This window comes from Bacillus sp. ISL-78 (assembly GCF_018613455.1).
Lineage (GTDB): Bacteria > Bacillota > Bacilli > Bacillales > DSM-1321 > Peribacillus > Peribacillus frigoritolerans.
This window is the reverse complement of record NZ_JAGGQC010000022.1, coordinates 26,232-40,811: the sequence shown is the minus strand read 5'-3', so window position 1 is coordinate 40,811 and position 14,580 is coordinate 26,232. Positions and strand designations below refer to the sequence as shown.

Below are 14,580 nucleotides of genomic sequence, written 5' to 3'. Positions count from 1 at the left end.
TACAAGGAATTCAGAAGTTTAATCGAGGATGCCATATTGAAACCTGGATGAATGGGGAAATATAGAAATCAAAAAGACCGCTATAAGGTGGTCTTTTTCATTGGATTGAAGAAATTTGCGATACTCCTGCCGAATAACTGGCTAGCCGAGACACCGCAGGCACTTATTTTGATGAGGCTTTGCAGACAGTCGGCGGAAAGGGAGCGGTTTTCCGAAATCAAATCATTATTATATAGCCAAAAATTATTCATTTATTTTTCCTCATTGTAATAGGTCTAAGCAGATTCCAAAATAAATTAAGCATCCCCGGTATTTCGCATGGTTTGCAGCGCCTACCTCTCAATTACCCAATTAATGATCACCAATTTTGCATGTAACAGCTCTTTGTCGTACTAATAGAATGGACCCAGCTTCTACTTGGTCACCGTTATAGGTACGGTTTTGGCAATGCCCCTGTCTTTGGGGGATTTGTTTACCAAAAACTAAGAATACTGGAATGTTGAACGCAAAAAAACATATTAGGGCTATCCAGGGAATAAAATGAAGGGAATATTTTGAAGGAAAGCGGGGCAGTGCATGTGAAAATCCATGTGGTGAATAGGGGGGATTCTTTGTGGGGAATTTCCCAGCAATATGGTGTCAGTACCAACCGAATTGTTCGGGTCAATGGCCTTGAAAATCCAGATAAGCTGGTGATTGGCCTAGCTCTTTTGATTCCTGAACCTTATCTTCAGTACAGGGTTCAGCAAGGGGATACTCTAAATAATATCGCAAATCAGTTTGGAATTACGGTACAGGAAATCATGCAATCGAATACCATCACAAATCCTTCCGCTATCTATCCAGGGCAGAGACTAACCATCCCGGTTATTTATCATACCGTAAGGGAACGAGATACCCTTTATGATATAGCGAGACGTTATGGAACGACAGTTCAGGCCATTATGCAGATGAACAGGATTACAGATCCGTCCACTATCCATATCGGAAGGATAATAAGGATTCCACAGAAACCAAAACCCATCATTGAAGTAAATGGTTTTACAAACGTTTACGGGCAAGCCGGTGCGGAGCAGGTACGTGAAGTAGCCCACGATTTGACCTACGTAAGTCCATTTGGTTATAGAATGAGGCAAGATGGCAGCTTAGAAGTCATAGATGACATCCCGACGATCCGGGCGGCACAGTCGACTGGCGTCATACCCATGATGTGCATAACGAATTTTTCCGCGACGGAAGCTGGAACTCAGCTTGCCCATACGATACTTTCTGATTTGAATTTAGTGGAAACATTATTGACCAACGTCATAAAAACGATGAAAGATAAAGGGTACCGTGGATTGAATATCGATTTTGAAAGTGTAGCACCAGAGGATCGTGATTTCTATAATCGCTTTCTCCAAAGAGCAGTGGATCGGTTGCATCCTGAAGGCTACTTTGTGTCATCCTCCCTAGCCCCAAAAACTAGCGCCAATCAAAAGGGACCATTAGTTGAGGCACATGATTATCCAGTTCACGGACGGCTGCTCGACTTCGTGGTGCTGATGACATATGAATGGGGTTACCGAAAGGGGCCGCCGCAGGCAATCTCCCCCATTAATGAAATAAAACGTGTCCTTGACTATGCCGTAACGGTGATACCAACAAATAAAATCTTCATAGGATTTCAAATTTATGCACGGGACTGGCTTTTTCCCCATGAAGAGGGGCAGGAAGCAGAGACTTTCGACATGCAGGAAGCCATCAGGCGCGCCGTACAATATAATGCAGAAATAAAATATGACGAGACAGCCCAAACACCTTATTATAGGTACAAAGATGATCAGGGACGCTCACATGAAGTTTGGTTTGAGGATGCACGCAGTGCTAAAGCTAAATTCGACCTGGTGAAGATTTACAGGTCAAGGGGTCTCAGTTATTGGGTACTTGGTTATCCGTTCCCCCAGAATTGGGAACTGCTTGGGGATACATTTATTGTAAGGAAACTGTAGGGGGTTTTGTCACATAATTGATATAGTGATGGGCAGCTTTTTTTATAAAGCTGTCTATTTTAGTGATTTCGAAATGCTCTACAAGAATTACAGGGTTTTTTATAACAACGTTTAAAATCGAGGAACCTGAGTCGATAAAGGGACTTAATCGAGGACGCCATAAGGTGGTCCTTTTCACTTTAATGAGAACTCTTTAAAAAACAAGGGAATGGTTCTTCAAAAAAGGAAAAGGGCTCCTCATTGTGGAATTAGGAGACTAGAATATTACTTACCGGAGGAACATTTAATGGAATTAACCATCATTAATACGTTTACAGATCAACCTTTTAAAGGAAACCCTGCTGCAGTCTGCCTTCTTACCGGGGAAAGTGACAGCGAGTGGATGCAGAGAATAGCTAAAGAGATTAATATGCCTGTTACCGCTTTTATTCAACCTCATAATGGTGAATGGAAGCTGCGATGGTTCACACCTTTCATTGAAATCCCGATTTGTGGACATGGGACGCTGGCAAGCTCTTTCTTTTTATGGGATAAGGGATACGTGCCAAGGAATCAGCCGGTTGCCTATCAGACGAAAAGCGGGCTTCTCACTGCAAAATTCGTTGATGGAATGGCTCAGTTGGAATTTCCGTCATTAAGGGAGAAGGAGACCACTGCCCCTGATTTACTGATAAAAGCTTTAGGAGTTGTGCCTGCGTATGTTGGGCAAAACAAATGGGATCTTCTAGTCGAAGTTCAATCAGAGGAAATCGTAAGGAATTTAAAGCCGGATATAGACTCCGTTGCCCAATTGCCGGTTCGGGGCGTCATTGTAACGAGTCAATCGGATAGCAGTGAATATGATTTCGTTTCACGTTTCTTTTCCCCTGCCCAAGGCCTTGACGAAGATCAAGTAACGGGCTCGGCCCACTGCTGTCTGGGACCCTATTGGAATAGCAAGCTGGACAAAAGTATTTTTATAGCCCATCAGGCATCGGAAAGAGGAGGACTATTGAAGGTTGAAGTAACGGAAGACACAGTTAAACTTTCCGGGCATGCAGTCACAATATTCGAAGGGAACTTAACCATCTAGATAATAAAGGAAGGTTTCATCCCGAACCATAATTTTAAAAGAAGACTAGAATATCCTTAATGTTTTTTTACAGTACCCCATAATGGATTGAAGAAATTTGCGGCACTCCTGCTGGCTTGCCGAGACCCCGGAGACGCTTGCTTTGATGTGGTTTGGCAGCCAGTCGGCAGAAAAGGAGCGGTTTGCTGAAACAACTAAAAGTTTTTTTTGAAAAACTGCAGGCAATCTCGCTTTTCTCCGGGTTTGTTTACAGTCGGAGAGAGAGTTAAATCTCTCTCCTTTTTTATTTTAGGTTAATTTAGGTATAAAGACCAAGGGTGGTCGCGGAATGGTGTGGTGCTATTTTACCATTGAATCATTTTATTGATATATCATCTATCTTCTACTAGGTATTTTAGGGTGATTATAATGATAATATTCTGTTAATATTCGATGTTGTATTGTAAATTTGTTTTAAAATTGGATTATTTTGTTGTAATATAAGAGATACACGGATCTTTAGAGGAAAAAAGTAGGGTGGATTTGTGTATGGGTAAGTAAATTTGTCGGAATTCAATTTTTGGAAAAGCGTGTCAATTATATGGATAAGTTAGCAGAATGTTATTCCAGTATAGAACTAATGGGGGGGATTACGATAATGGGGAAAAAGAAAATCGTAAAAATTGCATCAGCTACCATCATGGCTGCGACAACGATCGTAGCAGTAGCGCCGGCACCATCGGATGCTGCCACTAGCCTGAATGGTAAAATCAAAACGGCCAAGGCCGCCATCAAGAAACCATTCGATACCTATTTCTACACTTCTAAACTCGCTTCAGTGTCCACGGTTGAAAAACAAATCAAGTCTGCAAAACAAGCAAAAAAAGACATCAACTCTACCATTAAAAAATCAATGTTAAGCAAAAAAGAAAAAGATGCCAAATACAAAGAAATCGAAGCTTATGATAAGTACATCACTCGTTCGGAAGGTTATGTAAAAGGATATAAAGCGGCTGAGAAAGCTAAAGCTGCTCATGGCAAATCGATTGGCGCCCTTACGGATTCAATACTTGCCAAGAAATCCATTGATATCAGGAATCAATACGAGGCACTGGATAAAGCCGTGAAAAAGGCAGATAAAGATATTAAAGATACGGTTTACGGAGCGAAAATCGAAAAGCTCCTATACGATAAATTCACTAAAGCGACCAAAACAGTTTTGAACGGTGACCTGAAAGTTCCATACTACTATGAAAAAGCTGCTTACTGGGTGAAGAAAGGTGATTTAAAGACCGCGGACAAGCGGATGCAAACCGTTTCTTCGCAATTGAAGAAGGTCAGCAAAACATCCAAGCTCGGAAAAGGCATACACGCCTATGTTAAAGAAGTGAAAGGTAAGTATGATGATGCGGTATATGCAGAAAAGAAAAAAGAAGTGGCAAAGCAGGTCAATGCCTATGTAGCTCTTGCCAATGGGGAACTTAATACGAAAGAACAGATAAACGCGGCTAAAAAGGCGAGAGCCGACATCCATTTAAATGGGATCAAGGAGTCGGACCGAAAGGTATTCGAAACGAAAATAGCATTGGCGGATAAGAAAGTCGCTGCTGCTGAAGAAGCGTTGAAAAATCCTCCGAAGGCGATCACGCTTTCCTTGATGCATACGAATGATACCCATGCCCACTTGGACAATGTGGCCAAAAGGGTGACAGCTGTTAAGGAAGTGCGTAAGAGTAAACCGCAAGCCCTTTTGGTTGATGCTGGTGACGTATTCTCGGGAACCCTCTATTTTAATGAATTCAAAGGGCAAGCGGATCTGCGCTTCATGAATTTAATGAAATATGATGTCATGACATTCGGGAATCATGAGTTTGATTTGGGTTCAAGCGCCGAAGGGCATCAAGCTTTGGCTGACTTCATTAAAGGGGCAAAGTTCCCGTTTGTCAGTTCGAATGTGGACTTCTCCAAAGATGATAAATTCAAGGGACTATTCTCGGATTTGATTTCAAGTAAGCCAGAGCAAGGAAAGATATACAATGGCATCGTAAAACAAGTGGATGGCCAGAAGGTAGGGTTCTTCGGGCTTACGACTGAAGAGACGAAAGATATTTCAAGTCCAGGAAGTATAGAATTTGAAAACTACCTTGAAGAAGCCGAAAAAGCGGTCAAGGCGTTCAAAGGCATGGGTGTTAATAAGATCGTTGCCGTATCCCATATCGGTTACGACGACAATGCAGCCTATGACAATGATTTAACATTGGCTGCCAAGGTCAAGGGCATCGACGTGATTGTGGGCGGACATAGCCATACGCAGTTAGACGCCCCCATTGTTGTCGACCAAGATGATAAAGGGAAAAAGAAAGAGCCAACTGTCATCGTTCAAGGGTATCAATATAGCGACTATTTAGGCACGATCGATGTGGAATTCGATAAGCAAGGCAAGATTGTCGGACAAGCAGGCAAGCTGATTAAGCTTTCTGAAAAACAGGATGATGTGGAAGCGGCAAAAGTGCTCGAAACATATTCCTCGAAGATTAAGGAACTGAAGGAAACGAAGACGGGTGCAACAGCTGTGAAGGCCTTGGAAACACCTCGTGATGCAGGAGATGCAACAAAGCCGAGCGTTCGAAAAAATGAAACGGAGCTGGGTAATTTAATTACGGATGGAATGCTCAGTAAAGCGAAGGAATTCAATAAGGATACGGTAATGGCATTCCAAAATGGCGGGGGCATCCGCGCCGGCATCGATCAAGGCGAGATCACTTTAGGGGAAATCCTCACCGTTTTACCGTTTGGGAATACGTTAGCGACGATGAAGCTTACGGGTGCAGAAATCAATGAAGCATTAGAGCATAGTGTAAGCCTGGCTCCTAAGGAAAATGGCGGCTTCCTGCATGTTTCGGGAATGAAATTCAGCTACGACAGTTCGAAGGAAGCAGGCAATCGTGTCACAAAGGTTGAAGTCCTGGGACAAGATGGAACATATTCCGAATTGGATGCAGCGAAGGAATACGTCGTGGCGACCAATGCTTTTACAGCCAAGGGCGGAGATGGTTTCACCGTTTTCAAGAAGGCTTATGAAGAAGGAAGAGTGACGGATATCGGCCTCGCCGATTGGGAGAATTTACGTGATTATGTCAGCGGGCTGAAAACTGTCGATCCGAGCATCGAAGGACGCATCAAGGATGTGGCCGGAAACTCTACAGACCCGACTGTGGTATTGGCTAAAGACTTTGGCGGAACGGCTGATGCGCCAAAAACACATGAGGGCAATGTAGTTGTGGATATCACGGATATTGCTTCATTGGAACATGCAGTGGTTAAAGGGAATCTTACATTAACGGGAACTCCTCCGGATGATTTTACTTTTTCACAGGTTACAGTGGAGGGTGATTTGGATTTATCGGGACTTAACGGTAAGACCATGAGCCTGAGCGGTGTCACGGTGAATGGCGAAACCATTCTGTAAGCGGTATTCAAATGATTGCTGAGCCTATGAAAAAAGTTGGAGGGGTTGAGATCTTGAAGAAGAACGGGATAAGCAAGCTTTTCTTTGCCATACTGATTGTACTGTCAACGGTTCTGCCAAATGCAGCCGCTGCAAATGCCGAAGGGACAATATCGGTGATGGAAGCGATTAATAATAACAGTGGAACGGCAACGGTGAAGGGATATATCGTCGGTACAGCTAAAAGCGGTACAAGCTATCAACAAACATCGCCTTTTACTGAAAGTACGAACATAGGCATTGCGGATAGTCCGGATGAAACGGATGTCAAGAAAATCATGCCTGTTCAGCTTCCAGCCGGAAATATCCGAACGGCCTTGAATTTGGTCGAACATCCGGAATTACTTAAAGCGCAGGTGACGATTACGGGGAAGCTCGAAAAGTACTTTTCAGTACCCGGCCTGAAATCCGCAACGGATTTCACGATCATCACCGATGGGGGAACAACACCTGAACAGCCTGATGTGAAGGTTCTGGACTCCATTGCCGAGGCGCGCACGAATACCGAAGATGTCGTGCAGGTCGATGGGGTGGTCACGACGGGACTTGGTTATTGGGGAGGAAAAGGTTTTTATATCCAAGATGAAACGGCAGGGCTATATGTTTATGGTTCTTCGTGGCCTGCGGAAGTAAAGCAAGGGGATAAGGTTAGATTAATCGGACAAGTATCCGCTTATAATAAGGAATTACAAATCCAACCAACCTCCCTTGAAGTCGTATCTTCTGATAATGAACTTCCTGTAATCCAAAAGATTGATGCCTCAGGGGTCAACGAGGATACACAAGGTGAGCTGGTCACCATCGATAAGGCGACCATTACAGAATTGGCGGCATCGGGCACCTACGGAACATTCGAATTCAAAGCGGAAGATACTGAAGGGAAATCCGTCATCGTTCGCCATGATAACCGGACCGGTTCGAGCTATGAAGATTTCGTGAAAAGCTTTAAAGCAGGGGATGTCATTTCCGTTACCGGAATCGGATCGAGGTTCAATGACACCTACCAGTTGAAGCCGCGTGGTATTGAAGATTATGAACTGGTGAACAAACCGGCCGTTTACACGGATATTTTCCCTGGTACGGTTAGTGAAAATACAAAGGTATCACTTGAATCTGGTTGGGAAGGAGCGAAAATCCATTATACGCTGGATGGATCTGCACCAACGTCTTCAAGTGCTGTGTACACAGAACCTATCATTTTAACGAAAGATACGGTCATCAAGGCAATCGCTGTCAACGACAAGACATCGGAAGTTTTCACATTTGCCTATACCGTTAACAAAACCACTGAAGTGAAGATTCGTGACATTCAGGGGATGAATCATTTTTCATCTTATGAAACTCAACTCGTCTCAGGTGTGGAAGGTGTCGTCACTTATGTAAAAGATGCGAATAACTTTTACATGCAAGATCCCAACCCGGATAAGGACTTAACGACTTCCGAGGGAATCCTTGTGTACAACAAAGCACATGGCCTAAAAGCGGGAGATCATATCAAAGTCGCAGGTAAAGTCGCCGAATGGTATATCGAAGGATACGCTGAAATGAAAACGACAGATCTGCCAACGACTGAATTGACGAATACGACGATTGAAAAGCTTGGCACTGCATCGATTCCAGAACCGATCGTCATCGGAAAAGATGTCATTCCGCCGTCTGGGAACATCGATGATGATAGGTTGACAGATTTTAATCCAGGTGAAGACGGCATTGATTTCTACGAAAGTCTGGAAGGAATGCTTGTGCAGGTATATAACCCGAAAGTGGTTGCTCCTCAAGACTATGGTGAATTGGTCGTGATTCCAGGGAATATGGAAACGACGACTGCAGTCGGCGGGGTCAAAATAACGGAAACGGATTTCAATCCTGAAAGAATTACCCTGGATATAAATGATGAATCATTTGCAGCGAAAACGGGTGATTTCTTTGAAAGCTCGGTTACCGGTGTAATTAGCTATGGATATAGCAACTATAAGGTAGTGACGGATAAAGCTCAGCTGCCGGCGTTAAAGGATGGCGGTACGGCTCGGGAAGTGACATCTTTAGAGAAGGATGCTGATAAGCTATCGATCGCTTCCTATAATATAGAAAATTTCTCCACTCAAACCGCTAATTCGAAAGTTGAAACGATTGCAACATCCATCATTACCAATCTTAAACACCCCGATATCATCGGGGTAACGGAAATGCAGGATAACGATGGAGAAACAGATAGCGGGACAACGGATTCTGCTCAAAGCGCCAAGAAGTTAACCGACAAAATAAAAGAGCTGGGCGGACCGCAATATCAATACATCGATATCGCTCCAGAAGATAAACTTGATGGCGGTGCACCTGGCGGGAATATCCGTGTAGGCTTTTTATATAATGTCGACCGTGTCAAATTGACTGAAGGAACGAAAGGGACGGCAACACAGTCCGTGGCTTTCAAAGATGGAAAACTTACCTTGAACCCTGGACGAATCGAGCCTGCCGATCCCGCCTTCAAATCAAGCAGGAAGCCTTTAGCGGCTCAATTCGAATTTAAAGGCGAAAGCGTAGTGGTGGTGGCCAATCATTTCAATTCGAAGGGCGGCGATCAGCCGTTATTTGGAAAAAACCAGCCACCGGTCCTTTCAAGTGAAACGCAAAGGCTTCAAATTGCCTCGATCGTCAATCGGTTTGTCAGTGATATCAAGTCACAGGATGCCAAAGCGAATATCGTCTTGCTTGGAGACTTTAATGACTTTGAATTTTCGGCTCCGCTTAAAACATTGAAGGGCAAAGATTTAACAAATATGATCGAGAAAGTCCCTTTTGAAAAACGTTATTCTTACACATATCAAGGGAATTCACAAGTACTGGACCATATCCTGGTATCGAATAATATGGCCGCGGCCACAAAAGTCGATATTGTCCATATTAATTCATCCTTCATGGAAGTTCACGGAAGGGCTAGCGATCATGACCCTGTACTGATTTCAACCACTTTATCTGAATCAGGCGGAGTTGAAACCCCTGCTCCAGAAAAAACGTATAATCTGACAAACGTTAAAACAAAAAAACTTACGATTGCTTCACCTAGTGCTTTGATCGATCTTGACGAAACATCCAGCATCGAAGAAGGTATCTGGTTAAAAGGTTCATATGCTGTACTCAAAGGCCTTGGGCTGAAGAATGCTGCTGTGACGATAAAACCGGATAAGGATGGCGCAATCATTGATTTTAGCGGCATGGCGGTGAAGGAAGTCATCATTGATAATGCCAATGTAAAAGAAATCAGGGGCGCTGAAAATGTTCAGAAATGGTCGGTAACAGAAGGTGTCGACACATCGAATATCAAATTTGTCGATTCCAAGGGGGAAGCAATTGCTTCCCCTTTCGACCCTAAAGAAAATCATGCGCCCGTCTTAACGAAAACACTGGAAAACCTTGAAGTGAAAGCCGGTTCAAAGGTAACCATCGATTTAAGTGAGCACTTCTCAGATCCTGATGGGGATAAGCTGACCTTTTCATCCACTATCGGTACAGTCACTGGCCAGACATTAACGCTTCCTGCAAATGAAGCTGGAACATACCTTGTCGCAGTCAAGGCCGAGGACCAGCAATCGGAAGCGGTTGCCCGTTTCACGTTGACCGTATTGAATGATAAGCCGCTTGAAGCTTATTATGAAACGGCGGCAGGCAAAACGGGAACGGAATTGAAATCGGTTCTGCACTCGATAATCAAGGGCCATACGATGTTATCTTATGATCAAGTGTGGAATGCCCTTAAAGAAACGGATGAAGATCCGGTGAACAAACAGAATGTCATCTTGCTTTACTCTGGAAAATCGATCTCGGAGGACGCGAATGGGGGCAATACCGGACAATGGAACCGCGAACATGTTTGGGCAAAGTCCCACGGTGATTTTGGGACAAGCAAAGGTCCCGGGACAGACCTTCATCATCTCCGTCCCGCTGATGTGACAGTCAATGGAAAACGGGGCCACCTTGATTTCGACGAGGGGGGGCAAACATATAGTGGATGTGAATGTAAGTTTGATTCAGATTCATGGGAGCCGCCAGACCATGTTAAAGGCGATATAGCACGGATGCTATTTTACATGGCCGTCCGATATGAAGGAAACGGCGAGTTGGATCTTGAATTATCCGATACAGTCAATACGTATCCGAAGCCGCTTCATGGAAAACTATCGACACTTTTGAAATGGAATGAGCTCGATCCAGTCGACGATTTCGAGAGCCATCGCAATGATGTCATTCAGGGCTGGCAAAATAACCGCAATCCATTCATCGACCATCCAGAATGGGCATCCGAAATTTGGGGTGCCGCTGAATCCAAAGATGAAAAAAAGGCGAGTTAAATCGGAGATCGAAGGGAAAGCAGACTGATGGCTGCTTTCGGATAGTAGACAAACTTGATGAAAATCGAGTTTGTCTATTTTTATGGCTTATACAAGTTGAACGTTGATTTCCACTCCAGGCACTCGCTTTCCGCGGGCGGTCCGGGAAGCCTCCTCGGCGCCTTGCGCCTGCGGGGTCTCCCCTGGCCACGTTTCCCCGCAGGAGTCTCGTACCTTACGCTCCAATCAACTTTGTTTTACTTTTTAGAAAGAAATCAATTTGTCTCCAAACTCGATAAAACTTGATTTTTCCTACAGTATTTTTGAGTGTTATAGATTTGAAACGTTGATTTCCACTCCAGGCACTCGCTTTCCGCGGGCGGTCCGGGAAGCCTCCTCGGCGCCTTGCGCCTGCGGGGTCTCCCCTGGCCACGTTTCCCCGCAGGAGTCTCGTACCTTACGCTCCAATCAACTTTGTTTTACCTTTTAGAAAGAAACCAATTTGTCTACAAACTCGATAAAACTTGATTTTTCCTACAGTACTTTTGAGTGTTTATAGAATTGAAACGTTGATTTCCACTCTAGAAAATGGTTTTGCTTAACAAAAAAAGTCGTGACTATGCATATGCTCACGACTTTTTTGTATTAATGTTGAAGTATTTAACTGTAAGACATAGCTTTCTTGATGTAGTTGGAAAGTTGTTCATCTAACCTGAATCTTTCTTGTATTTCAGGATTTTCTATATAATAACGTTCAGCTGCTTTGGATATCTCGGGATTCCTGATGGTCAACTTGTCGAGTAATTCATTCCATTGTTTTGCCAATTGTTTAACGTTCAGGTTTTCAGGCGGTATGCCCTTTTCATATTCCCCACGTATCTTTGAGGTGATTTCAATCCATTCACTTACATGCTGCTTTCTTTTCTCTAATCCGACCTGTTTTAGTTGTTTGAACAGCTTTTCCTGTTGTTCTTGGGTAAAATAGTTATCTTTACTCAAATTAATCACCTCGATTAAATTTATAAATTGTTCTGCCTTTACTTCTTGTTGACTGTTAAGCAATTCATATATCCTTTCCAAACGACTGCACAATTGTTCTTGTATCTGGATGGTCTTTTTTACACTTTCTAGCTGCACTTTTATTAATTCGACAGGATTTAAATTTGGATTTTCCATCATTTCTTTAATCTCATCCAAAGCAAAACCTAACTGCTTAAGTGAAATAATTTGTTGCAGCTTAGTAATATCTATTTCAGTATAGATCCTATGTCCCTTATGAGATGATTGCGAAGGTGAAAATAGACCAATTTTGTCATAATGGTGGAGCATCCGTACCGTAAGTCCGGTTTGCTTAGCTAATTCCCCAACTTTCCAAGTTTTTTTATTCAGAATCAACCCCTCATTTCGTACGAATTTTTTTCTTTTTGCCGGCAACATTACTATACAACCTCACATAGTGTTAGGTTCAAGTACCTCATTAAAACTTTTTTGTTTTTTTGTTTGTCCGATTTGGACGTTAATTTCGGATCCAGCCACTGGCGGTCCGCTACCCACCCGGCTTATGCCTGCGGGGTCTTTCTAGACCCGCTTTTTCCGCGGGAGTCTCGAACACCCGCTCCGATCAGCTTTGTTATAAAATTCAGATGCAAACCAAGTGGCCACAAGGCTGCCTTTTTATGCTTTAAAAATTTAGTGGTTGAAAGTTAATTATCTTAAAATACTGAAAAATCAAATATCATTTCCGGGTTAAATAATAAAAAATTTTGGTAGGTATGTTATGTAATATATGTTAATATGGGATATGCAATGAAAGGGTTTTCATTGCAGAAATGATAAAAATATTTTAATATAGTAATAATGCCGCTTTTTGATCTTCATTTACTTTAAAAGACGGTTAAAAAATTTATTGCCAGAAATGGGGCATTACACGATGAAATACAGATCTGCATTCGATATAATCGGTCCCGTCATGATTGGACCTTCAAGTTCACATACAGCAGGAGCTGCCAGAATTGGCAGAGTAGCAAGGACATTATTCGGAAAGCAACCGAAGAAAGCGATTATTTCTTTATATGGTTCTTTTGCAAAAACATACAGGGGACACGGTACGGATGTTGCTGTCGTAGGCGGGATCTTGGATTTCGATACGGATGATGAACGAATCCCTGCCTCTTTAACGATAGCGGAAGAAGCCGGTATGGACGTTTCCTTTACAATCGAGGATACGGTGATGGATCATCCTAATACAGTCAAAATCAGATTGTTCGACGAGGATAAGGAATTGGAACTTGTCGGGATCTCGATTGGCGGCGGAACGATAGAAATAACGGAGCTGAATACATTCAAGCTCAAATTGTCAGGGGAAAACCCAGCCATTTTAGTCGTGCATAACGATGTGTTTGGAATCATATCTTCCGTTTCGACCGTATTGGCGAATCATGAAATTAACATTGGTCATATGGAAGTTTCACGAAAAGAAAAAGGTCAAATGGCCCTCATGGTGATTGAAGTCGATCAGAAAATCCAGAGCGATGTCATGAAGGAAATTGAAGGATTGGAAAACGTGTCGCAAGTCATAAGGATGGTTGAATGATCATCATTAAAAGTGCTGGCATAGATATGGAGGTAAAAACATGTTCCGAAATGTAGCAGAGTTGGTTGAACTTGCTGAAAGTAAAAATGTGAAAATCGCGGAAATCATGATTTTACAAGAAATGGAGTTCTCAGGCCTGTCGAGAGAACAGATCATCGAAAAGATGGACAGGAATTTGACAGTGATGGAACAAGCGGTGGAAAGAGGTCTGAAAGGTGTGCAATCCGTGACAGGCCTAACGGGCGGAGATGCCGTTCTTTTGCAAAATTATATCAAGTCGGGCAAGGCACTGGCAGGTAATTTATTATTGGATGCCGTCAGTAAAGCTGTTGCGACGAACGAAGTGAATGCAGCAATGGGAATGATCTGTGCCACTCCGACTGCAGGTTCTGCGGGAGTTGTGCCTGGTACATTATTTGCCGTGAAAGAAAAATTAAACCCGACCCGGGCAGAGATGATTGAATTTCTTTTCACTTCCGCTGCCTTCGGATTCGTGGTTGCAAACAACGCTTCCATTTCTGGAGCGGCTGGTGGCTGCCAAGCAGAAGTGGGCTCGGCAAGTGGAATGGCCGCGGCTGCGATAGTAGAACTGGCCGGCGGTACGCCAAGCCAAGCTGCAGAAGCGATGGCGATCACATTGAAAAATATGCTTGGACTGGTTTGTGATCCAGTGGCTGGATTGGTCGAAGTTCCTTGCGTGAAACGTAACGCAATGGGTGCCTCCAACGCAATAACGGCAGCTGATATGGCGCTTGCAGGCATTACGAGCCGCATTCCATGTGACGAAGTGATCGATGCCATGTATAAAATAGGATTGACCATGCCGGTTGCACTTCGCGAAACGGCAGAGGGCGGCCTGGCTGCGACTCCTACTGGGCGTAGATTGGCAAAGGAAATTTTCGGTTCATATAAATAAACATTCAATCCCATTAACAAGAGGTTTGTTAATGGGATTTTTATTTTGTCTTAAAAAGAAATGAGGCTATTTTTGTGAATGAAAAAAGGAAATTAGAGGAAGACCGAGGGATTTGGCGTTTTTGGACACGGAGATGGAATCAGTCGTTGAAAAAACTGAATTATCAGTGAATATGGAACCATAGCAACTTTGTGAG

Annotated in this window: 8 protein-coding genes; 6 read left to right on the top strand and 2 right to left on the bottom strand. The window is 43.4% G+C overall.

All coding sequences use genetic code 11. From position 1 onward, the window contains the following. Positions 1-80 precede the first annotated feature (80 nt). Complete coding sequence (locus tag J7I96_RS19475) at positions 81-251, bottom strand: hypothetical protein (protein ID WP_214925156.1); 171 nt, start codon at positions 249-251, stop codon at positions 81-83. 327 nt (positions 252-578) lie between these two features. Between J7I96_RS19475 and J7I96_RS19470 the strand changes: the two genes are divergently transcribed. The 4 genes from J7I96_RS19470 (at position 579) to J7I96_RS19455 (ending at position 10,896) form a co-directional block, all read left to right on the top strand. Continuing rightward, the gene (locus J7I96_RS19470; protein ID WP_214770472.1) at positions 579-1,991 is read left to right on the top strand and encodes a glycoside hydrolase family 18 protein; all 1,413 of its coding nucleotides are present in this window, start codon (positions 579-581) and stop codon (positions 1,989-1,991) included. 286 nt (positions 1,992-2,277) lie between these two features. Beyond that, positions 2,278-3,063, top strand: coding sequence for a PhzF family phenazine biosynthesis protein (locus J7I96_RS19465; RefSeq protein WP_214925152.1), 786 nt, complete (start codon positions 2,278-2,280; stop codon positions 3,061-3,063). Between the two features lie 637 nt (positions 3,064-3,700). Continuing rightward, positions 3,701-6,511: a bifunctional metallophosphatase/5'-nucleotidase gene (locus tag J7I96_RS28105; RefSeq protein WP_251029206.1), complete on the top strand. Its 2,811-nt coding sequence runs from the start codon at positions 3,701-3,703 to the stop codon at positions 6,509-6,511. 53 nt (positions 6,512-6,564) lie between these two features. Then, entirely contained in the window at positions 6,565-10,896 is a 4,332-nt protein-coding gene (locus tag J7I96_RS19455; protein ID WP_214925147.1) for an endonuclease, read from the top strand. A 639-nt stretch (positions 10,897-11,535) separates the two neighbouring features. Here J7I96_RS19455 and J7I96_RS19450 read toward each other — a convergent pair. Next, a complete protein-coding gene (locus J7I96_RS19450; RefSeq protein ID WP_251025169.1) occupies positions 11,536-12,312 on the bottom strand; it encodes a MerR family transcriptional regulator in 777 nt (258 codons plus the stop codon). Between the two features lie 493 nt (positions 12,313-12,805). On the opposite strand from J7I96_RS19450, the gene sdaAB reads away from it, so the two are divergent. After that, positions 12,806-13,468 carry an L-serine ammonia-lyase, iron-sulfur-dependent subunit beta gene (sdaAB, locus tag J7I96_RS19445; protein WP_054399153.1) on the top strand — a complete coding sequence of 221 codons (663 nt, stop codon included), beginning with the start codon at positions 12,806-12,808 and terminating at the stop codon, positions 13,466-13,468. Between the two features lie 40 nt (positions 13,469-13,508). After that, positions 13,509-14,384 (top strand): L-serine ammonia-lyase, iron-sulfur-dependent, subunit alpha, encoded by an 876-nt coding sequence (gene sdaAA, locus J7I96_RS19440; protein ID WP_096340651.1) that lies wholly within the window; start codon positions 13,509-13,511, stop codon positions 14,382-14,384. The last annotated feature ends 196 nt before the right edge of the window (positions 14,385-14,580 follow it).